The following is a 21,886-nucleotide window of genomic DNA, read 5'->3' as shown; positions in this document are numbered from 1 at the left end:
AGCCGATCAAATATCCCATGCAGCAAGGGGCTTTGCGGTCATGAATTCTCGCAACCAAGCCGTCTTTTCCAATGCAAGACCCGCCGGCTTCGCCCGCATAAATCGCGCCAGCTGGATCGACACACTGCGCGTGGTTGCGGCTGTCATGGTTCCGACGGCTGCCAAAGGCATCATCATTCGCCGCCCGATTATGGAACGCCTGGCACAGCGGCAGGGTCTGGATACCGGCGCCGTCAAGCAGATGCCGCGGCTGGTGAAAAAATATGGTCGGGCACCTCTCCTTTTGCCTATACCATTCCGGCCGCAGTTGCTTATCCTTGACCCTGTCGACGTCTCGACGGTGCTCCAGTGTTCGCCCCAGCCATTTGACACGGCAACCCGGGAGAAGCGTGCCGCTCTTGCGCATTTCGAACCGGAAAACGTGCTCATTTCAGACGCCTCGCAGCGAGCCGAGCTTCGGCCGATCCATGAACATGCTTTGGCAAGCGCGGACCGGCTGCATCCATCTACGGCCCGCTTCAAGGCCATCGTTGATACCGAACTCCTGGAGGTTTTGAACGGCATCGGTTCCGACGGCCGGAACGAACTCGATTGGTCAGCTTTCTCGCAAGCCTGGTTCCGGATTGTCCGCCGGATCGTACTCGGCGATCTCGCACGCAACGACGTCACTTTGACCAAGACCTTGAACGACCTTCGAAGCCGGGCGAATTGGGCTTTTGCAGCTTCCATCGATCGGCGCAAGCGCCGGCAGTTTCAGCAGCAGCTCGGCCAATATCTGCGCCAGCCGGGAGAGGGCAGTCTGATCGGTCGGCTGCCGAAAGGCAGCGATTTCGGTTTGGAAAGCCAAGTGGCCCAATGGCTGTTTGCCTTCGACGCTGCCGGAATTACCATTTTCCGGACGCTTGCGCTGCTTGCCTGCCATCCGAGCTACTGGGCCAAAGCCGTTGACGAAGCCAAAGATCCCGAACTTGATCGTCCTTTCACGCGCAATTGCCTGCTCGAGGCGCTGCGCCTCTGGCCGACGACCCCCGTCATTCTCAGAGAGCTGACGGCGGATATCAAAACCGGCGATAGGACCGTGGCGCGCGGCACTGGCGTCGTTATCTTCGCGCCTTTTTCTCACCGGGATCCGGAGTTGGCTTATGCCAACCGCATGGAACCGAGTATCTGGGGACCGAACGACGCGTTGCCGGCGATCGGATTCGTGCCTTTCAGCGCCGGCGCTGCCATATGTCCAGCCCACAACCTCGTACCGACGATTGCAAGCCTTGCCATTGGCACGCTGTTGTCGGGGACTGATGTCACGCTGCTTCAGCCATCTCTGACAGTCGACGATCTGCCCGGCACCCTCAACCATTTCGATATTCGGCTACGGCTCAGCAGGCAGCGGGTTGGGGCCAGTGCACCGCATGCTGCGGCAGGCTTTCCGCCTCATTGAAATCCATTCCTCGTCGCAGTGGCGATCCGCAGCAACGATAGTCTTTAGATCATTACTACCAGGGGCGGCTCTACCGCATAATGGCGTTGGCCTCGTCGGCAAAGATAGACCTCGCGTTCCGGATGGGCGTCAATTCGAAAGCCGGCGCTGCGCAGCATTGCCTCGGCCGCCGCCTGGTTGGGAATGAACCAGTTTGTCGGATCGGATGCATAGCGTTCTTCGACAAAGAAAAGCTTCGGATATTCAGGCTGGTCGAAGATGTTCCATTCTGAAAAGTCGTAATCTTCCCTAAGGTCGGGAATGCGCTCGTCGCCGCGCTGGAGGCATTGGAACAGCATCATGTCACCGACAGCGTGTTCATAAAGAAGATCCAGCGCCAGCAGGGGGTGTCGCAGGTGATAGAGCACACCCATGAAGATTACCAGATCGAATTTCTCGCCTAGTCGGGCGACGTCATAGACCGACATCTGCCGGAATTCGATTTCCGCTTGCAATTGTTCCGCCGCGAAGCGGGCCTGCGCCAGGTAGCGCGGGTCGGGATCGATGCCGACGACACGGGCGGCGTTGCGGCGTTTCATCTCGAGGGAATAGAAGCCGGCGTTGCAGCCGACATCGAGCACGGTGAAGCCGCTGAGATCGGCCGGCAGCACATGCTGGAACCCTTTCCATTTGAAGGTGGGATAATCTCCGAGGAAATGATCGGCCGCTGTCATGTGGCCGCCGATGTTCAAATTCTGAAACCACGGCCCGAGTTCCTGAATCCGCTTTTGCAGCTCCTGATCTCTCGTCGGCTGTGCTGCATCCATCTCGGCTCTCCTTTGTCATTTATCGCTCGCATGTCAGACGCCGATCGCGGTGCGTCCGGCTTTTGCACGCCGCCGCCAAGTCGACCGCCGCGTGACCTGCGCGCCATCGAAGCCGCCGTCAGGACGGGCCGCGGCGATGAACCACTCGGCGGTCAGACGAAGACCTTCGGCAAGCGGAATCGTCGGATGCCAGTCGAGAAGTTCTTTTGCCCGTGAGATATCGGGCCGTCTGCGCTGAGGGTCGTCTTCCGGCAGCGGCTTGTGGACGACAACGGATGTCGACGGCACCATGGCCAACACCATATCGACCAGCTGGTTGATCGTGAATTCGCCGGGATTGCCGAGATTGACCGGGACGCCCGGATTGGGATCGACATCCATCAGCGCCATCAGGCCCGCGACGAGGTCGCTGACGAAGCAGAAGGAGCGCGTCTGATCGCCGCTTCCATAGATCGTCAGCGGCGCGCCTGATATGGACTGCACCAGCAGATTGGAGATGATCCGCCCGTCGCTCGGCTGCATACGCGGCCCATAGGTGTTGAAGATGCGGGCAACACGTGCGTCCACCTTGCCGGCCCGCAGCGTATCGAAGCAAAGCGCTTCCGCCGCCCGCTTGCCTTCGTCGTAGCAAGCGCGCGGGCCTATGCAGCTGACATTGCCGCGATAGTCCTCCGTCTGCGGATGCTCGACGGGATCGCCATAGACCTCGCTCGTCGACGCCTGCAGGAGCGAGGCATGATGCTGTTCGGCCAGCGAAAGCAAATTGCCGGTGCCCGCGACACAGGTCATCATCGTATGCACCGGGTCTGCCTGGTATTGTGGGGGCGATGCCGCACAGGCGAGGTTGTAGATCTGGTCCAAAGGCTCGTCGAGGCTATGGAGATGGCAGATGTCCTTTTCGACCAAACGAAACTTCGGATGGTTGATCAACGGCCGGACATTGTCCTCCGATCCGGTGATATAGCTGTCGACACAGATCACTCGGTCGCCGCGTGCCAGCAGCGCATCGCATAAATGCGAACCGACGAAACCGGCTCCTCCGGCGACCAGCACAGTCTTCACTCTTCCGTTTCGCGTCCTTTGCAGCATCATGCGTCTCCTAGGCTGAAATGGATTGAGGTTCGGGGGCGCTGTCGTTCACCCCTTCTTCTGGCAGTTCTCGCAGGGCGGCGGCGAGTTCACGAGCCCGCACCTCGCCGGTATGGCGCTGCATCACCGTCGCCGCGGCGGCCGAAGCCAGCGCACGACGCCCTGCGGCAGAGGTGGTTGTCAGGGCGTCGACGACATCCCCCGATCCTTTGGCGATGATGATTGCCTGACGGTCGGCAAAGAGCTCGTCCAGGCCGCGCCAGTCGTCGCTGATGATCGGCGTGCCGCAGGCAGCGGCCTCGAACAACCGCACGCTCGGCGACCAGCCCGCTGCGATCATGTCGCTTCGAGTGACGTTCAGCGTAAAACGCTGCCGGCTGTAGAAGCTCGGATGATCAGGGGGAGGCAGGTGCTCGATGCGCTCGACGTTTGGCGGCCAGTCGATATCCCCGGGATATTGAGGACCGGCAACCACGAAGCTTAGATGCGGCAGCTGCCGGGCAGGCTCGATCAGCAGCCGCTCCAGCGTTGGCTGCCGGTCGGGGCTATAGGTGCCGAGATAGCCGAAATCCCAGCGGAAGGCTTCGCCGGTCGATTTGTATCGGCTCGCATCGACGGAGCAGTAGAGAGCGATCGCTTTGCGCGCGCCGTATCTGCGTTCGAGCCTAGCCAACACGTCACCGCCGGAAAACGAGAAGTAGCCGTCGAAGGTCGCAAGCTGTCGGCGCGCCAGATACTCCTCGTCGCCACGGTCGAGTTTCGCCAGCGTGACCGGCGTATCGATGTCGTAAAAGCAAAGGCGCCGCGGCTTCAGGGCGGTGATCCTGTCGATGACCGTCACGCCAGAGGGCACATAAGACCCGATGACGACCGCGTCCGCCGCCTTGATACGATCGGCATGTTTTTCGATCATCTCATCGATGTCGCTGTAGTGGACGAGCTGGCAGAAGTCAGGGTCGGGAAGATCTCGATGCGCTGCATACCAGGGCACATCGTGTTCCAGGAACAGCACCCGGTGCCCCTCAGCGCGCAAGCCGCCGATGAGGGCGCGATAGGTCGTTGCGTGACCATTGCCCCAGGACGACGACAAGGAGAGGCCGAGGATGACGATATCAAGAGGACTGGTCATTCGGCAGCCTCCGCTCGCGTGGCGCGGGCGCGGAAGATGGCATCGGCGGTCTCGGCGCGATTGCTATAGGTATGTTCGGCAAGCACGCGTCTCAGCGCCCGCTGTCCGATCGCCTTGGCCTGCGGCCATGTCAGGCCGGTCAGAAGATCGGTGACATCCTTGCCGTCCCGCGCCACCAGGATTTCGTCACCAGGCTTGAGAAACAGGTCTATGCCCTGCCAGTAGTCGGTGATCAGGCAGGCGCCGGCGCCGGCGGCTTCGAAAACGCGGGTTGCCGGCGAAAAGCCGTTTTCGGCCATGCTGGCGCGGGAAATATTGAGCACGGCTTTCGGCGTCGCATTGAAAGCATTGTGGTCACGGGTCGGGACATGCCCGATGTGAACGGTATTCGAAGACATGGATTTGTCGCTCCAGCCGGACCCGCCGAGCAGGAAATTTTGCTGTGGCAAGCGGGCAGCCGGCTCGAGGAAAAATTGCTCGACCCGCGCTTCGCGGTCAGGGAGACGGTTTCCGAGAAAGGCAAGATCCGCGGTGAACCGCGCCTCCTCCTGCACCGGATAATGGGTTTGAGGATCGAGCGCGTTATAGATCGGCACACAGTCGGCTGCCCCGAGGCTGCGATAGGCGTCGACCACGGGGTTGCCGCCGCCATAGGTGAGGACGAGGTCGATCCCGCCCAGGGATTTGCGAAGCGGGTGCTCGGGACTCTGCCGCAGCTCTGAGAGCGTTGCCGGCGCATCCACATCCCAAAAGATTTTCAGAGCCCCTTGTCTGGCATGGCGAAGGACTTCCTGCAGCAGGAGATCGTCCTCGAAACCGACGCCGCTGGCTTTGACGACGATATCGGCCTCGGCCGCAGCCGCCGTCACCTCCTTCAGCGCCTCGACGGTGCCTTGGTAGACGACGACCTTGCACCATTCGGGCGGATCGATATCACGGTTTTTCTGCCGCTCGTAGACGTCGGGCTCGTAGAAGGTGATGTCGTAGCCCTTCTGCGCCAGAGCGCGCAGCAGGCCGCGATAGTAAGTGGCGGCACCGTTCCAGTAGGCGGAAACCAGGCTTGATCCGTAAAAGGCGATTTTCATTCGGCAGCCTCCTTGGCTGGCAGCTGGCCGACGACGCCCGCCGTGCCGCATTGCTCCAGAATGGAGAAGAGTTCATCGACGCGATGCCGGCAGGTGTGCCGCGCCCGGATCGTCTCGAGACCGGATGTGACCAGCGCAGCCGCGAGAGCATCGTCCGTTAGCACCTCACGCAACAGGCGCGACATCTCCCGGCCATTCTCGGCGACGAGATAATCCCTGCCCGAGCTGAAAAGCGCCTCGGCATCTTGCCAGGGTGCTGAGATCAGCGGGATGCCGCAGGCCAGCGCTTCGAAGACACGGATCGTCGGAATGCCGGGGAGGTTTTCGACATAAGGGCGCCGCGGAATATGCACGGTCGCTTTGTGGCCGGCGAAAGCGAGCGGCGCCTCTGCATTGGCGATCCAGCCGCCATAGTCGATGCCTGCATCCTCAAGAGCGTCAAACGCCTGTTTGGGATAGCGCACCCCGCGAACGGTCGTCTTCAACCCGAGCTCACGCGCGGGGCGGACGAGGAATTCCATCAGCTCGGCGGAGCGCTCGTCATCGCCCCAATTGCCGATCCAGATGAGATCGCCTGTCTTTTCGATCTCCGGCCTCGGATAAAACAGCGCGTCGTCAGCCGCCTCATGCCAGGTGAACACCGATCTGCCCCAACCGGCCTGCAGATAGCGCTGCCGCAGCGTCTCGCCGAAGGCGAGCACGCCGTCATAATCCTCAAGCGTCAGTCCGGCGATGTCGCTCTTTGCCGACACGGCGCGGTGATGTGTGTCGTGGAACAACAGGGTGAAATCGGCGCCGCTGCGCCGGGCTTGGCCGATCCGTTCCACCAGAGCCGGCTCCGTCCATTCATGGACGACTACGACGTCCGCCTCGGCGATCGCCGCCTCGTGATCGAAATGCGGTCCGTACATTTGCGAACGAAGCTGCGGGAACGTCTCGTGAAATTTCTCGACCGCCCTCGGCCCTTGATCGCTGAGCAGGTTGCTCCGGCTCCAGGATTCCTCGGGTTCGAGCGCTAGCGCCTGGTGATCGCGGCGTGTCAGCTCCCGCATGATGCCGCGCAGGAAGTGAGCGTTGCCGTGGTTCCAATCCGAAACAAGCGAATGGGTGTAAAACAGGAATTTCATGATTGCTCCGCCGTTGCCGGGGTGAAAATGTCGTTCATCAGTCGCGCGTATGTTTCGAGCATCGATGCCGCCTGGCGTTCCAAACTGAAGGCTCGCGAGCGCTCCAGCGATCGCACCACGAGTTCGGCGAGCAATTGCTCGTCTTCGCAGAGGCGCATGCACGCTGCTGCAAGGGACTGGGGATCATGCGGATCGAAGAACAGCGCGCACCCATCCCACAGCTCGCGATAGGTTGGGATATCAGACAGCACCAGAGCCGCGCCGCATCGCGCCGCCTCGAGAGCGGTCAGGCCGAAGGGCTCGTAAACGGACGGCGATACGACAATTTGCGCGCTCTGCATCAAGGCGATGGTCTTCGGATAGGGGAGCGGCCCACGATCGTCGGCGTCTTTGAGCTGCAATCGCTGCCCATTGGGACCTGAGCAAGAGCCTGCCATGACGACGGGCAAGGGCATTGCTGCTGCCGCCCTGTCGAGGACGACCCCGTTCTTGCCGTCATCCCACCAGCGCCCGGCCGCGAAGACGAAAGTCTTCTTTGGACGCTGGTCGGATCCGACGCGGCTCGCATTGTAGACCACCCTCAGCCGCGAGAGCGGACCATAGGCGGCTTGCAGTGCATCCGCATGGCTCATGCTTGGCGCAAGGACGGCATCGGCGCGGTCGAAACCTTCTTTGTTTGCATCGCACTGCCATCCCCAATCCGGCGGCACCAGCGTCTGGCGCACCGCGGCAAACCAGGTGACGACGCAGGAATGGGACACGACGACTACGGGCAGCGGCGTGTCGATCCCGGCGGCCTGGGACGGCAGGTTGAGATGCAGCAGATCGACGTGATAATCCCTGGCAATGCGGGAAATTTCGGTGGGCGCGGCTGATATTTCGGCCCTGCTCGACGCCATCCAGTCGAGAGGGGCATCGAGCCATACCAGCTGTCCCAGCGCTTTCGCCTCTGCGGTCTGCGTTGCCGACGGTGCGGGGCCGAGACCGGCAAAGACGATTTCCATCCCCTGGCGCCGAAGCCCGGCGGCGAGATCCATCGCATAGCGCCAGACGCCGCCAACCGCATCCAGGGTCATCAAAATCCGGACTCGTCGACGGATCATGCGGAGGCCCTCCGATCGCGGCGCAGGAGCGGTCGGCCGCCGAAACGATTTTCGACAAGCCACTCCGCGAGGTGCTGCAGTCCGCTTTCCCAGCCGACACGCGCACTCCAGCCGAGAGTCTGTTGCAGCTTGCGGGTGTCGGCGACGAAGAAATACTGATCGCGTGATCGCCAGTCGTCGAAGGAGGTTTCGACCGGGTGCCCAATCAGCCTGCCGATCGCGCGCAGGACTGCAAGCACGCTGACGGCATTCGCCGGACCGCCGCCCAGATTGAAGACGCGGCCTTTGATCCCGTCAATGCCATCGAGAACGCCGCGATAGGCGGCAATCGCATCCGCGACGTGAAGAATATCGCGAACCTGCTTGCCGTCGCCGTAAATTGAGACCGGTTCGCCGGCGAGCGCCCGGATCAGGAAATGCGCCACCCAACCCTGGTCCTCGGTGCCGAATTGGCGCGGGCCGTAGATGCAGCTCATGCGCAGCACGGCCGTCGGGATGGAGAAGGATTTCGCATAGTCCAGCACGTATTGGTCGGCCACGCCTTTCGAGCAGCCATAGGGGGTGCAGAAATCAAGCGGCCTGTCTTCGCCGATCCCGTATGATCGGACGGTCTCATCGACCGGCATGTAGCGGTCCTCGGCCTCCCGCATGGCAAGGTCGTCGAGCCCGCCATACACTTTGTTGGTGCTGGCAAAGATCACCGGAGCCTGGCGACCGGCCTTTCGCACCGATTCCAGCACATTGATCGTGCCGCGCGCATTGGCCTCGAAGTCATTGATCGGGTGAATGAGGCTGGTGGTGACCGCGGTCTGGGCGGCGAAATGAAAGACTGCTTTGGCGTCGGCGAAGGCTGCCTCGATGCTTCTGGCGTCGCGCACGTCGGCAAGCACCGGATGTAGCCTTGACCCATGCCTCTCGGTCAGCCAGCCGAGGTTTTGGTCGACGCCGGGCCGCCCGAGATTGTCGAGCACGACGACGTCTTCGCCGTCCTGGAGGTAGCTGTCGGCGAGGTTCGAGCCGATGAAGCCGCAGCCTCCGGTGATGACGATCGGGGCGGCTCCCTTGTCGAGGTTGGGCGTGGCGAGCCGCGCGACCTGCTCGAGCCGATCGACGCCGCCTTCCATCAGCAAACGCGCGAGCAGCTTCGGCTGATTCTCGTGGGTGACGGCACCAAGATGATAGTGCCGCGGATCGAACCACAGGCCCTCCTGCACCGGCACGTCCGGCGGCACATCGCGCCAGGAATACCAATACATCCGGTCGGCCGGCACGCTCAGAGCCCTCACGAAACGCCGTGCCTGCTCCATCTCGTCGTTGCGCCAGGTCGAATAACCGGTTTCGGTAATCCAGATCTCGGCCTTGTCATTAAAGCGGTCGATAATGTTTCGCATCTCGCCGAGATGCATGTCCCAGCCGCCCCAGGTGCCTTCCTCGCTGTCCCACGTGCCGGGAAAACCGTGGAAGCCGACGGCATCGACGACGCCGAGCACACCGCGCTCGCCCATCAGGTTAAGCCAATAGGGGTCGAAGGGGCATGGCCCGCCGAGCACCGGCTGCCAGCCGCGATGTTTGGCCCAGTAGGCGGCGGCGCCGACCATCTCGCAAAACAGCAGGAAGTCCTTGTCCTCGCGCCAATCCCAGTCGAGCAGGTTGTTAGGCTCGTTCCACAATTCGATATGACTGAAATACTGACCGTATCGGGTGAGCACGTGGTCGACGAAGTCGGCATAGGATTTGAGATCGGCCGGTGCGCCGGAGGACCTTCCGGTCCGCGACAAGGACGGCGGCGTGTAGTGAAGGCAGGGCAGGAGATCGATCTCGCGGCCAAGCTTCGGGATCAGCCAGTCAAACCATGCTTCGCCACCCGGAGCGAGGTATTCGGCCCATGACAGATGGGTGCGCAAGTAGCTGGCGCCGCTGATGCGGACGTCTGCGATCGTCTGCGACGTCCGCTCGTATTCGCCCGGGCGGAACCATTCGACGAAGCCATAGGATCTTGAGGACGTGCCGGTCGCGGCGGACAATGCGGCTATGGTCATGATACCAGCCCCCTTTCCTCCAACTGCCGCTTCATTTCCGCGCCGCGATCGATCGCTCCGGTCTGTTTCACCCAATCGACGAAAGGTCCGAGCGCGTTTTCCAGCATGAAGCGCGGCTCAAAGCCGAGCAGTTCACGCGCCTTCGCAATGTCGGCAAAGCAGTTGCGGATATCGCCGGACCTCGCCTTGTTCATGATTTCGGGCAGGATCTCAGGCACGCCCATCGCATCGGCGAGAAGCGTTGCGACTTCCGCGATCGTATAGGCCTGACCGCTGCCGATATTGATCACATGTCCCGGCGCATTGGGTTTTTCGAGCGCCAGGCGGAAAGCGCGCGCGACGTCGCGCACATGCACGAAATCTCGCCGCTGCTCGCCATCCTCAAAGATCATCGGCGGCTGACCATTGGCGAGCCTTGAAGCGAAGTTCGCCAACACTCCGGTATAGGGATTGGACAAGGCCTGGCCGGCGCCGAACACGTTGAAGAGACGGAGCGCCACCGCCTCGAGGCCATAGGCTTCGCCAAAGATCAGGACCTGTTTTTCCTGCGCATACTTGGTCAGCGCATAAATCGAGGAGAGATCCACCGGCTTTTCTTCATCCGTCGCAACCGGCCTCAGGACTTTGCCGTCAACGCCGCGCGGATTCCATTGACCGGCCTTGATCTCGTCGCTGCGCCGCCTGACCAGGTCGAGCTGCGCACCGTCGGCGGTTTCATAGCGGCCCTCGCCATAGACGCTCATAGACGAGGCGACGACAACGCGTTTGGGTCGGCGGCCGATCATCGCCTCCAGAAGAACCGCGGTGCCAAGATCATTGCCCCCGACATATCGAGCGATCTCGTACATTGACTGTCCGACACCGACCTCCGCAGCGAGGTGGATGACGCCATCGGCACCCAACAGAGCCCGTTCGACCGCAGTCTTGTCTCTGACGTCGCCGCGGATGATTTCGGCAGCCTCCGGCAGCGACGTTTCAGCATCGCCGTGAACCTGATCGATCAATGCATCGAGAACCCGTACCTCATACCTATTGTCGAGAAGCTCCTCGACAACATGTCTTCCGATGAAGCCGCAGCCGCCAGTTACAAGGATCATCGCCATCTGATTTCCGTCCGCTCAAGTTGAAGATGACCTGCCGAACCAACCGAGGCGAAGATTGTTCCTGCATCAATGTCATCTTCTTTGACATGTTCTTTGACATCGTCCGGAACAACTGGCGGCGTCGCTGGTTCGGCGGCCAATCTATAAGCGAAATAACGTCTCGAAGATTGAGAAGCGGCGACCTGGTGAGAGGTCGATGGTCGGAATCGGAGCCACACTGCGGCAACGACGTCTGCCAACACCAAGCCGGCCAATTAGATGAAGGAGCAACTCATGAACGTGTTGCCAAGGGCGACCGAGGGAGCGATCCGGGCGGCAATCATCACCGGCCCCGGACAAATATCGGTCGAAGAGAGGCCTCTTCCCCAGCCAGGGCCGGGCCAGGTCAGGATCAGGATCGAAGGGTCGGGCGTGTGCGCTTCCAATCTTGCGCCCTGGGCAGGGCCAGAATGGATGACCTTTCCGACGGAGCCGGGTGGTCTCGGTCACGAGGGATGGGGCAGGATCGATGCGCTTGGGGAAGGGGTGTCTGGCCTCAGCCTGGGAGACCACGTCGCTGCACTCTCATATCATGCCTACGCAACCCACGATATCGCGGATGCCGACATGGTCGTGCCGCTGCCGCCGGCGCTCGACGGCCAACCCTTTCCGGGCGAACCGCTCGGCTGCGCGATGAACATATTCCGGCGCAGCCGCATCGAGCCGGGCCAGACCGTCGCCATTATCGGTATCGGATTTCTCGGCGCCTTGCTGACGCAGCTTGCCAGCGGCGCCGGTGCGCGCGTCATCGCCATCTCGCGCCGTCCGTTTTCCCTCGAGACCGCCAAGCGCATGGGCGCCGCCGAAGTACTGGCGATGGACGACCACTGGCGGATCATCGAAGCTGTGAGAGTGTTGACCAACGGTGCTTTCTGCGACCGCGTCATAGAGGCGGTCGGCAAACAGTGGCCGCTCGATCTCGCCGGCGAACTGACCGCGGAGCGCGGCCGGCTGGTTGTGGCCGGATACCATCAGGACGGTCCGAGGCAGGTCAATATGCAGCTCTGGAACTGGCGTGGCCTCGACGTCATCAATGCTCATGAACGCGATCCAAGGATTTATATCAGCGGCATGCGCCAGGCGATCGAAGCGGTCGTTTCCGGCAGGCTCGATCCATCATCGCTCTATACCCATGTTTATCCGCTCGAGGGCCTGGGCGAGGCGCTCGACGCCACTCGGGACAGGCCGGATGGTTTCCTCAAGGCGATGGTGACGTGCTGATGAACAGGTTGGTAGAGCGCTCTCTGCAGATGCGGGTCAAGCCTGTCAGACTCGGCTTCCTCGGTGTCGGCTGGATCGGCAGAAATAGAATGGAAGCAATCCTCCGCACGCAGATGGCCAAAGCTGTTGCCATCGCCGATCCCTCCGAAGACATGCGGAAAGAAGCCCTGCGCCTTGCGCCGGATGCGGAAATCGTCGCCGATCTCGATGCGCTCCTGTCGCTCGACCTCGACGGCGTCGTCATCGCCACTCCGAGCGCCCTGCACGCCGGGCAGTCGATCCGGGCGCTACAGGCTGGGGTTGCAGTATTCTGTCAGAAGCCACTCGGCCGATCTGGCGCGGAAGCGGCAGCGGTCGTGGCCGCCGCCAGATCAGCCGACAGGCTGTTGAGCGTCGATTTCTCCTATCGTTACACGCAAGGCATGCAGCGCATCCGCGATTTGCTCAGATCAGGCGAGCTTGGCACGGTCTTCGCCGCCGATCTGGTCTTCCACAATGCCTACGGTCCCGACAAATCCTGGTTTTACGACAAATCGCTGTCGGGCGGAGGATGCGTGATCGACCTCGGCGTCCACCTCATCGACATGGCGCTCTGGTGCCTCGACTTTCCCGAGGTTGTCGACACCACGAGTACCCTGATGAAAGGCGGCGAGCCAATCAGCGCAACGGGGGATGTCGAAGATTTCGCTGTTGCCACCCTGACGTTGGCGACTGGCGCGGTCCTCCGCCTCGCCTGCTCCTGGCGGCTGCAGGCAGGATGCGATGCGGTCATCGGCGCCGACTTCTTCGGAACATCGGGGGGTGCATCTTTCAGGAACGTCGGCGGGTCGTTCTATGACTTTGCGGCCTATCGCTTCCGCGGCACATCGACCGAAGAAATTGTCCGGCCTCCCGACGATTGGGGTGGCCGGGCGGCAGCGGACTGGGCCGCCCGGCTCGCCAGTGGTCAGGCTTACGATCCGTCCTGCGAACGCCTTGTCGAGGTCGCCGAAATCATCGACGACATCTATCGGCGCGGATGAAGCGGCGGCGTCGGGGCGACCGGACGAAATTGTTTGCGGTCATCGGTGAATCGGCTGGAACCGCCGAGCCTCTTTCCGGTTTTGGCGGTCGCAAATCATCTGCGGGATGAACATGGCCTCTCGAACAGCAGGGAAGACATCAAAGCCGCCGGGAGCCTCGAGCGATATGCTCGCCCGCAGCAAAATTCCTGCCTGGATCGTCAAGGCGCTTTTTTCCAGCGGCATCAAGCGTGTCAGTAAATTGTCCTCCATGACCGACGACGAACTCCTGGCGCTTCCCGGCATAGGTAAGCGGGCCGTGGAATTCATCCGGTCGTCTCTGAACAGCTGTGAAAGCGGCGGGAGCGGGAAGCCAAGCCATCGCGAATCGCCGGTTCGCCGGTGAAATGAGCAGCACTGCTACGCGCGGAACTCTCTGCTTTCAAGGAGGTTTGGATTTCCCAATATGGAAGATTCAATGTCGGTGCCGAGATCCGAGCAGAAGCAAAGCACGATATCGAGACGTCTCGACCGCAACATCGAGGCTCTGCTGAAGCGGCGAGAGGAGGAGGCGCGACAATCGAGCCGGCAGGAGCGGGTGGCCGATGCCATTACCCGTTTCGCGGGATCGATGAAGTTCGTCTACCTGCACCTGCTGGTCGTTACGCTCTGGATCATCTTCAATACCGGCCTGCTTCCGCTCATGCCGGTCTTCGACCCGTCATTTGTCATTCTGGCGATGGTCGCTTCCGTCGAAGCCATTTTCGTCTCGACATTCGTGCTGATCAGCCAAAATCGTATGGCGGAAGCTGACGACAAGCGCGCCGATCTCAACCTGCAGATCTGTCTTCTGGCAGAGCATGAGACGACGGAGTTGCTGACCCTGGTCTCAGCCATTGCCGAGAAGCTCGGCATCGAAATCGAGACGACAGAAGAGCTCGAGGAACTAAAGGAGCAGGTGAGACCGGAAGAGGTGCTGGACGAAATCGAAGAGAAAATGCACCGGCGGGGAACTACAAAACCGCCGCCAGCGTAAAAGGGGCCCAAGGCCCGCCTGATCATCGGTGCACTACCGCATGATGTGGCAGAATTCCGGCGGGTCCCAACCGCATCTCCGCGACCGCGGAACAACGGGTCCTTTCGGGAGTTTGGCAGCAACACTGGCGGCAGTCGATTCGACCTTCCAGTGTCAGGACTGGATGTCCGACCGGCGGCTGCCCCGCAGGGCATCAGCAGCAGTTGCGATAACTCTCGGGATAGTTCAAAACCATGACGTCAAAACCCAGAAGAACACCGAAGATCGGATTTGACAGCGGGCCAGCGGGCGGATGGGGCTCGGCAAAATCGGTGGGAGAAATCCTTGTCCGCGAACATATCCCCCTCTCGGGCCCAGCGCTCTTGGCGCATCAGAACAAGCCGGATGGATATATGTGCGTAAGCTGCGCCTGGGCCAAACCCGCCAAGACCCATCCGCTTGAATTTTGCGAGAACGGCGCCAAGGCGACGACATGGGAGACGACAAATCAACGAGCAGATCGGGCTTTTTTCGCGGCGCATACCCTGACCGAACTCGAAAGCTGGCGCGACCACGACCTGGAGGAACAGGGGCGTCTCACCCATCCGATGCGATGGGATCCGACAGCGGATAAATATGTTCCGGTCTCGTGGGCTGCCGCTTTCGAAGAGATCGGCCGCGAATTGCGGGCGATTTCGCCGGAGAAGGTGGACTTCTATACGTCGGGCAGGGCTTCGCTCGAGACATGCTACATGTATCAGCTCTTCGCTCGCATCTTCGGCAGCAATAATCTGCCCGACTCCTCCAACATGTGTCACGAGAGTTCATCCGTCGCGCTGCCGGAAAGCATCGGCGCTTCCGTCGGCACGGCGGTTCTTTCCGACTTTCAAAATTGCGACTGCATATTCTATATCGGCCAGAATGTCGGAACGTCGTCGCCACGTCTGCTGCATGACCTTCAGGATGCGGTCGACCGTGGTGTTAAGATCGTAACCTTTAATCCGCTGAGAGAACCGGGGCTACTGCGCTTCATCAATCCGCAGGCGCCGAGCCAGATGCTGACGGGTAAGGAAACACCGATTTCCAGCGAATATTATCAAGTCAGGAACGGTGGGGACGTCGCGGCCATCTTTGGCGTCTGCAAGGCTTTGATAGAGGCCGACGACGCCCTGCATAGCTCCGGTTTCAGCAGAGTCGCTGGATCCGATGCAGTGCCCGGCGATCCTGCCAATGCGGCAGCCGTTGCCTTTGCGGCCTCGATGCGGGCGGTCGATAGAAAACACGTCCTGGACCATGATTTCATCACCGAACACACCTCCGGCTTCGAGGAGTTCGCCGCCGCCGCGCGGGGCTATCAGTGGCCGGAGTTGGAACGAGTATCAGGGTTGACCCGCGAGCAGATGACGCACGCGGCCCGTACCTATGCCGCTTCCGATGCGGTTCTTATGGTCTATGGGATGGGGCTGACACAGCATGTCATGGGCGTTCAAAATGTTCAGATGGTGGTTAATCTTGCCCTGTTGCGGGGCAATATTGGCAAGCCCGGCGCCAATATCTGCGCCGTCAGAGGCCACTCCAATGTCCAGGGGCAGCGCACGGTCGGCATAACCGAAAAGCCGGGTCTTGTACCGCTGGACAAGCTGGCGGAACTTTATCATTTCGATCCGCCGCGCTGGAAGGGTCACACGACCGTCGATGTCTGCAAAGCCATTCTGGGCGGCGAAAGCCGGGCCTTCGTCGGCCTCGGCGGCAATTTCCTGCGCGCAGCCCCTGAGACGGAGGCGATGGAAGCTGCATGGCGAAAGCTACGCCTGACCGTGCAGATTGCCACTAAGCTTAACCGAAGCCATGTCATCCATGGCGAGATCGCTTACCTTCTTCCGTGTCTTGGCCGGTTGGAGATCGATAAGCAGGCAAGCGGCCCGCAGGCGGTGTCGATGGAAAGTTCGGTGGCACATTTCCACGGCTCGCGGGGCAGGGCGACGCCGGCCAGCCCGGACCTGCTGTCCGAGCCGGCCATCATCGCCGGCATCGCGAAGGCGACGTTGCCGGAAAGCCCCGTGCCTTGGGATAGCTGGGTTGCGGATTATTCCGAGATTCGCGATGCCATCGAGCGGACATATCCGGAGACCTTCAAGGGATTCAACCGGCGGCTCTTCCAGCCCGGCGGTTTTCCACGGCCGCTGCCAGCCAGGGAGCGCCGCTGGGTGACTCCGAACGGCAAGGCGAATTTCATCACTCCGCAACGCCTGTTTCCGCAGTTCGAAGGCGTTGGCGACGAACGAGTTCTTCACCTTATGACCTTACGGTCAAACGATCAGTTCAACACGACGATTTATGGTTACAGTGACCGCTTCCGGGGCATCGACGGTACGCGCCGCGTAGTTTTTGTGAACGCCGCCGATATTGCCCGGTTGGGTTTTGTCGCCGGAGACTTTGTCGATCTGTCGACGGCCATTGAGCCCGAGACTAGACGCATGATCTCCGGCTTCAGAATTGTCCCCTACGACATTCCGGTCGGATGTTGCGCAGCCTATTACCCTGAAGCCAATCCGCTCTTTCCACTCGACCACCACGACGAGAAGGCCAAAACGCCATCTTACAAGCTGCTGCCAGTCCGCCTCAGTCGATGTGAAACAGCACCACTCGAGTGAATGGCTTATAAACAGGATGATTTTAGGAGATCAGTCGGCCCAAGACCGAATTCTGTTTCACAATACATAGCTGGAGCATGATGTCATCCGAAATCCGGTCATGCGTTCGGGATCATGCTCTAGAGGATCAAGCGATGCCGGAGAAGATTTTGAAGGGGAGCCTTGGCTGGTATTCGAGCATCTTAGTTTTAATCCTTGCCATCATCTTGGCCGCCGCTATCGGTTGGCTGCGGGAGCCGAGGCAGTACCGTGTCGACCCGCCGGTAGCGGCGGCGCTGGACGGTATCCGGTTGATGGCAAACGGGATCAGCGGCGCGCCCCCGGAAATCTATTTTGCGCTCAACAAGCCTTATGAGGCGACTGGCTACGACCTAAGCCAGGGTAAGCGGCTCTACAGCTGGTTCGGTTGTGCGTCCTGTCACGGTGACGGCAGAGGCGGGGCTGGTCCGTCCTTCCTCGACGGATGGTGGCTCTATGGCCCTTCAATGGTGTCGATCGTCGCCTCCATTCGCGACGGACGGCCGCATGGGATGCCGGCCTTCAAAGACAGGATGACGATCGATCAGATCTGGCAGCTCGCCGGCTATGTCAAGACGATCGGAGCCTATTCCGCCAACCCTGTCGCCCCCGGCCGCAACGACGATCGATATACGCGCCCGGCCGAAAACCGAGCGCCCGCCGCCAAATTTTTCGAGGAAGGTCCAATCCCGCTGCATCCTCAGCAGGGGCCATCGCCGTGAAGCTCCGCTGTCTGCCGCTCGCGCTATTGATCATGCTTTCCGGGTGCAGCACTGCGCAGTCGGTACTCCACGCTCATGGTGAAGCGGCCATTGCGCTTAAGAACCTGATCATCTTCATTGCGTGGGTAGCTGCCATCATTTGGCTCGCCGTGGTGGGTTTTTTGACATTCGCGCTGGTGCCCCGCAGGAACCACTCCGCGGGCCCGGATAATCGCTCGGAGCGGACGATGACGATCGCCGTTGCGACGGCCACTGCTGCCACTGCGCTCATCATCGGCATCCTCACCGTGGCAAGTTTCTATACGACCCGCGCCTTGAACAGCGGTGGAAACGCCGATGTGACGGTCGTTGTCCGGGCCCAGCAGTGGTGGTGGCAGTTCATTTATGCCGATCACGATCAAACGCAGATATTCCAGACGGCGAATGAGCTTCACATCCCCGTGGGTAAAACCATCCGCCTTCGACTTCAGGCGGTCGATGTCATTCATTCCTTCTGGGTGCCGAGCCTCGCAGGCAAGTTGGATCTTATCCCGGGGCGAGAAAATACCCTGACTCTGCGGGCCGAAAGGCCAGGTATCTATCGTGGCCAGTGCGCCGAATTCTGCGGTCTTCAGCATGGCCACATGGCCTTCGCCGTCATTGCAGAAGACGATGCGGACTATCAGCGCTGGTTGGCCAGGCAACGCCTCGATGCCGCAAAGCCGACCGAAGCCGAGGCGATCGCCGGGCAAGGGGTCTTTCTGGCAAAACAGTGCGCCGCCTGTCACGCGATCCGCGGAACCTCCGCATCGGGATCAACCGGACCCGACCTCACCCATGTCGCGGGGCGGCGCACTATCGCAGCCGGCCTGCTTGAGACCACCCGCGGCTCGTTCGCCGCCTGGATTGCCGATCCCCAGACCCTGAAACCCGGAAACAACATGCCGATGGTACCGCTGACGGCCGATGAGCTGCGGCAGCTTTCCGCCTACATGGAAAGTCTCCGATGAAAAAGGATCAAGCCTCAGCGGTTCCGGCCGATACCGGGCTTGCCGATGCCGAGGTCGAGCGCCAGCTTACGACAATCTGGGGCTCGCGCCCGGGTTTCTGGGGCGCCGTCGCATCCGTCGATCACAAGGTCATCGCCCGACGCTACATCGTGACGGCCTTCATCTTCCTCATCCTCGGCGGATTGCTTGCGCTCGCCATGCGCCTGCAATTGGCGCAGCCGGAAGCCCGCTTCATCAGCCCCGACCGTTACAACCAGATTTTCACCATGCACGGGTCGAACATGATGTTCCTCTTCGCCGTCCCGGTGATGGAAGCCATCGGCGTTTACTTCGTGCCTCTCATGGTCGGCACCCGCAACATCGCGTTCCCGAGGCTGAACGCCTTTTCCTATTGGGTATTCCTTTTCGGGGGAGTCCTGCTCTGGCTGTCCTTCGCGCTCGACACCGCCCCCGATGTCGGCTGGTTTGCCTACGTGCCGCTATCGGGACCCGAATATAGTGCGGGCAAACGCGCCGATATCTGGGCGCAGATGATCACCTTCACCGAACTCTCGGCGCTCGCGGTCGCCGTTGAAATCGTGGTCACCGTCTTTAAGCAACGGGCGCCGGGTATGTCGTTGGACCGGATCCCGGTGCTTGTCTGGGCGATGCTTGTCATGTCGTTCCTCGTCATCATGGCCATGCCGGCGATCATGTTCGCCAGTTCGACGCTGATCCTCGACCGCCTCGTCGGAACGCAGTTCTACAACCCGGCGGAAGGGGGCGATGCGCTGCTGTGGCAGCATCTGTTCTGGTTCTTCGGCCACCCCGAGGTCTACATCATCTTTCTGCCAGCCGTCGGAATGGTGTCGACCATCCTGCCGGCGTTCGTCGGGCGTCCGCTCTTTGGTTATCTCCCGCTGGTGATGGCGATGATCGCCACCGGCGTGCTGTCGTTCGGGCTCTGGGTGCATCATATGTTTACGGTCGGGCTGCCGCGGCTCGGAGAGAGCTTTTTCACTGCGTCCAGCATGGCGATTTCCATCCCGGCCGGTATCCAGATCTTCTGCTGGCTGGCGACGATGTGGGCGGGGCGACCGGTCTTTCGAACGCCGCTGCTGTTCGTGATCGGCTTCATCGCCACATTCGTAATCGGCGGTCTGACCGGAGTCATGGTGGCGTCGGTTCCTTTTGACACCCAAGTGCACGACACCTATTTCGTCGTCGCACATTTTCATTACGTGCTGATCGGCGGCGCTGTCTTTCCCTTGATAGCCGCCATTTACTACTGGTTTCCCAAGATGACCGGCAGGATGATGAGCGAACGGCTGGGCCGTTGGGCGTTCTGGTTGATCTTCATTGGTTTTCACCTGACGTTTTTTCCGATGCATCTTCTCGGCCTGCTGGGCATGCCGCGTCGCGTCTACACTTATCAGCCCGAGCTGCCCTGGGCCGGTCTGAACCTGTTCATCAGTCTGAGTGCGGTCCTGTTGGCACTGGGCTTCCTCGTTTTCTTCGTCGACGTCGTCCGCAGCTGGCGAAACGGCCTGCCCGCCGGCCCCAATCCCTGGAAGGCAACGACCCTGGAATGGGCGACATCTTCGCCGCCGCCCTCCTACAATTTTCGCCGCATTCCCGTCGTGGATGCGCGCGAAGCGCTTTCGCCGAACGATGGCGAGCTGGCGGTTGCAAGCGGGCTGAGAACGGATCGTCGGGAGCTTCTGGTGACGAGTGTGGTCGAAGCGCTGCCGGAAGCGCGCGAGTCGTCGCCACGTGACAGCGTCTGGCCGCTCTGGGCGGCGATCGCCACAGCGGTCATGTTGATCTGGTCGATGTTCTCGCCTTGGGCCGTCGTCTGGGGCTCCATTCCGATTGCTGTCACATTGATCGGATGGTTCTGGCCAAAGGGCAGCCCGGAGGATGAATCATGAAGGATCGGATTGTGCTCGACGTCTCGAAACTGTCCCTGCACGGGATGGGCACTGCGTCTCCGACGTGGTGGGCGACGGGAGCCTTCATGCTCATCGAAGGGTCGGGCTTCGGCCTGGCGATTGCCGTCTACTTCTACCTGATGAGCCTCGCACCGCAGTGGCCGATCGATGCGCCACCGCCAGACTTGCTGGCCGGTACGTGTCTGACAGGCCTGCTTCTTATCAGCGTCATCCCTAATATGATGGTATCGCGTTGGGCAAAGCATAAGAAACTGAGAAGGGTACAGCTCGGCCTCGTGGTGATGTCGCTCTTGGGCATTGCTCCGCTTGCTTTGCGCGTTTTCGAATTTCCGGCTCTTCATATCAGTTGGGATGACAACGCCTATGGCTCGATCGTCTGGACCCTGCTCGGACTGCATACGACGCATATCCTTACCGATCTGATCGACACGCTGGTGCTGACATGTCTGATGTTTTCCCGGCACGGCGACAACGCCCGTCGTTACGGCGACGTCCAGGACAACGCGCTTTATTGGAACTTCGTCGTCATTGCCTGGCTTCCGCTCTACCTCTGCATCTATTGGGTGCCTCGCCAATGAGTGTCGCTATCGCAAGAATTTCAGGATTGACACTGTCCCCGGCCGCCTGGGCCGTAAGCACCCAGCTCGGGCAGATGCTTCCCTCCGCAGATTGCGACACGGGAACCGGATGGATCATATTCGCAACTTTTCTGTCAGCTGCTCTGGCTATGGCAGGCGCGCTGATCTCATGGCGGAGCCATCTCTCCGCTGTCTCACGCAGCGCCAGCTTCATCAGCAATGTGGGTATCTTGTTTGGGGCCGTCTTCGCCTTTGCTCTCATTCTACAGGGGGCGGCGACGCTGCTGCTGAATCCATGCGCGCACTGATCACCTTCATCCTGATGATTCCGGTTCTGCGGTGCTCGATATGGCGTTGCTGCAGATCGATACAATAGACAAGAGAGGCGCCAATGCAGATCTCTTATGCTCGCCTTAGCTACGTCATGGCCGGTGTCGTCCTGATACTGGTCTCGATCGGCGTCGCAGCCAATATCGTCAAAGACCGGGAGAGGCGGCAGAACGTTGCCATCGCCATGACATCAGGCGACCCCACGCGGGCGGCGGAGATATTTCGCCGCTATGGATGTGTGGGATGCCACATTATCCCAGGCGTTCCCGGCGCCGACGGGAAGGTCGGCGGGCCGCTGACCGATCTACGGCAACGCGTCTACATCGGCGGCGTCGTCAACAACACGCCGGAGAACCTCGTGCAATGGATCGTTTTTCCGCAACGGTTTTCGGCGAATTCGGCCATGCCGGCAACCCGGATTTCCGAGGCCGAGGCAAGGGATCTCGCCGCCTATCTCTACGAGCAGTAA

At 60.9% G+C, this 21,886-nt stretch carries 19 protein-coding genes; 10 read left to right on the top strand and 9 right to left on the bottom strand.

What is annotated here, in order from left to right; translation table 11 throughout:
• Nucleotides 1-40 precede the first annotated feature (40 nt).
• Complete coding sequence (locus N2A41_RS20100; RefSeq protein WP_260109547.1) at nucleotides 41-1,438, top strand: cytochrome P450; 1,398 nt, start codon at nucleotides 41-43, stop codon at nucleotides 1,436-1,438.
• Nucleotides 1,439-1,482: 44 nt separating this feature from the next.
• Here N2A41_RS20100 and N2A41_RS20095 read toward each other — a convergent pair whose 3' ends face one another.
• From N2A41_RS20095 to N2A41_RS20060, 8 genes are read right to left on the bottom strand one after another with little or no spacing between them, the layout of a single operon-like run.
• Complete coding sequence (locus N2A41_RS20095; RefSeq protein WP_162115716.1) at nucleotides 1,483-2,244, bottom strand: TIGR04290 family methyltransferase; 762 nt, start codon at nucleotides 2,242-2,244, stop codon at nucleotides 1,483-1,485.
• A 33-nt stretch (nucleotides 2,245-2,277) separates the two neighbouring features.
• Nucleotides 2,278-3,333: a UDP-glucuronic acid decarboxylase family protein gene (locus N2A41_RS20090; protein ID WP_162115715.1), complete on the bottom strand. Its 1,056-nt coding sequence runs from the start codon at nucleotides 3,331-3,333 to the stop codon at nucleotides 2,278-2,280.
• A gap of 10 nt (nucleotides 3,334-3,343) precedes the next feature.
• Nucleotides 3,344-4,462, bottom strand: a complete 1,119-nt coding sequence (locus tag N2A41_RS20085) for a CgeB family protein (protein ID WP_260109546.1) — start codon at nucleotides 4,460-4,462, stop codon at nucleotides 3,344-3,346.
• Nucleotides 4,459-5,547 (bottom strand): CgeB family protein, encoded by a 1,089-nt coding sequence (locus tag N2A41_RS20080; protein ID WP_260109545.1) that lies wholly within the window; start codon nucleotides 5,545-5,547, stop codon nucleotides 4,459-4,461. The genes N2A41_RS20085 and N2A41_RS20080 overlap by 4 nt, the downstream gene beginning before the upstream one ends.
• Nucleotides 5,544-6,674 carry a CgeB family protein gene (locus tag N2A41_RS20075; protein WP_260109544.1) on the bottom strand — a complete coding sequence of 377 codons (1,131 nt, stop codon included), beginning with the start codon at nucleotides 6,672-6,674 and terminating at the stop codon, nucleotides 5,544-5,546. The genes N2A41_RS20080 and N2A41_RS20075 overlap by 4 nt, the downstream gene beginning before the upstream one ends.
• Nucleotides 6,671-7,750, bottom strand: coding sequence for a glycosyltransferase family 4 protein (locus tag N2A41_RS20070; RefSeq protein ID WP_260111077.1), 1,080 nt, complete (start codon nucleotides 7,748-7,750; stop codon nucleotides 6,671-6,673). The genes N2A41_RS20075 and N2A41_RS20070 overlap by 4 nt, the downstream gene beginning before the upstream one ends.
• A 23-nt stretch (nucleotides 7,751-7,773) precedes the next feature.
• Nucleotides 7,774-9,816, bottom strand: coding sequence for an NAD-dependent epimerase/dehydratase family protein (locus N2A41_RS20065; protein ID WP_260109543.1), 2,043 nt, complete (start codon nucleotides 9,814-9,816; stop codon nucleotides 7,774-7,776).
• Nucleotides 9,813-10,919, bottom strand: a complete 1,107-nt coding sequence (locus tag N2A41_RS20060) for an NAD-dependent epimerase/dehydratase family protein (RefSeq protein WP_222296023.1) — start codon at nucleotides 10,917-10,919, stop codon at nucleotides 9,813-9,815. Before N2A41_RS20060 ends, N2A41_RS20065 begins: the two co-directional genes overlap by 4 nt.
• 273 nt (nucleotides 10,920-11,192) lie before the next feature.
• Between N2A41_RS20060 and N2A41_RS20055 the strand changes: the two genes are divergently transcribed.
• Together N2A41_RS20055 and N2A41_RS20050 are read left to right on the top strand one after the other, a co-directional pair.
• Entirely contained in the window at nucleotides 11,193-12,179 is a 987-nt protein-coding gene (locus N2A41_RS20055) for an MDR/zinc-dependent alcohol dehydrogenase-like family protein (RefSeq protein ID WP_222296022.1), read from the top strand.
• Nucleotides 12,179-13,201, top strand: coding sequence for a Gfo/Idh/MocA family protein (locus tag N2A41_RS20050; protein ID WP_222296021.1), 1,023 nt, complete (start codon nucleotides 12,179-12,181; stop codon nucleotides 13,199-13,201). Before N2A41_RS20055 ends, N2A41_RS20050 begins: the two co-directional genes overlap by 1 nt.
• Nucleotides 13,202-13,240: 39 nt before the next feature.
• Here N2A41_RS20050 and N2A41_RS20045 read toward each other — a convergent pair whose 3' ends face one another.
• A complete protein-coding gene (locus tag N2A41_RS20045) occupies nucleotides 13,241-13,453 on the bottom strand; it encodes a hypothetical protein (protein WP_170282043.1) in 213 nt (70 codons plus the stop codon).
• A 205-nt stretch (nucleotides 13,454-13,658) separates the two neighbouring features.
• Here N2A41_RS20045 and N2A41_RS20040 point away from each other — a divergent pair, with 205 nt between their 5' ends.
• From N2A41_RS20040 to N2A41_RS20010, 7 genes are all read left to right on the top strand, one after another.
• Nucleotides 13,659-14,216, top strand: a complete 558-nt coding sequence (locus N2A41_RS20040) for a DUF1003 domain-containing protein (protein ID WP_170282042.1) — start codon at nucleotides 13,659-13,661, stop codon at nucleotides 14,214-14,216.
• Between the two features lie 233 nt (nucleotides 14,217-14,449).
• Nucleotides 14,450-16,849: an FdhF/YdeP family oxidoreductase gene (locus N2A41_RS20035; RefSeq protein WP_260109542.1), complete on the top strand. Its 2,400-nt coding sequence runs from the start codon at nucleotides 14,450-14,452 to the stop codon at nucleotides 16,847-16,849.
• Between the two features lie 134 nt (nucleotides 16,850-16,983).
• Nucleotides 16,984-17,589: a c-type cytochrome gene (locus tag N2A41_RS20030; RefSeq protein ID WP_162115708.1), complete on the top strand. Its 606-nt coding sequence runs from the start codon at nucleotides 16,984-16,986 to the stop codon at nucleotides 17,587-17,589.
• Nucleotides 17,586-18,578 carry a cytochrome c oxidase subunit II gene (gene coxB / locus N2A41_RS20025; protein WP_260109541.1) on the top strand — a complete coding sequence of 331 codons (993 nt, stop codon included), beginning with the start codon at nucleotides 17,586-17,588 and terminating at the stop codon, nucleotides 18,576-18,578. Before N2A41_RS20030 ends, coxB begins: the two co-directional genes overlap by 4 nt.
• Nucleotides 18,575-20,488, top strand: a complete 1,914-nt coding sequence (gene ctaD, locus N2A41_RS20020) for a cytochrome c oxidase subunit I (protein WP_170258596.1) — start codon at nucleotides 18,575-18,577, stop codon at nucleotides 20,486-20,488. Before coxB ends, ctaD begins: the two co-directional genes overlap by 4 nt.
• Nucleotides 20,485-21,087 carry a cytochrome c oxidase subunit 3 gene (locus tag N2A41_RS20015; RefSeq protein ID WP_162115705.1) on the top strand — a complete coding sequence of 201 codons (603 nt, stop codon included), beginning with the start codon at nucleotides 20,485-20,487 and terminating at the stop codon, nucleotides 21,085-21,087. The genes ctaD and N2A41_RS20015 overlap by 4 nt, the downstream gene beginning before the upstream one ends.
• 391 nt (nucleotides 21,088-21,478) lie before the next feature.
• A complete protein-coding gene (locus N2A41_RS20010; protein WP_260109540.1) occupies nucleotides 21,479-21,886 on the top strand; it encodes a c-type cytochrome in 408 nt (135 codons plus the stop codon).

It is taken from the genome of Rhizobium sp. SRDI969 (assembly GCF_025152725.1).
In the GTDB taxonomy this organism is placed as follows: Bacteria; Pseudomonadota; Alphaproteobacteria; order Rhizobiales; family Rhizobiaceae; genus Rhizobium; species Rhizobium leguminosarum_I.
This window is presented reverse-complemented; position numbering and strand designations above follow the sequence as displayed.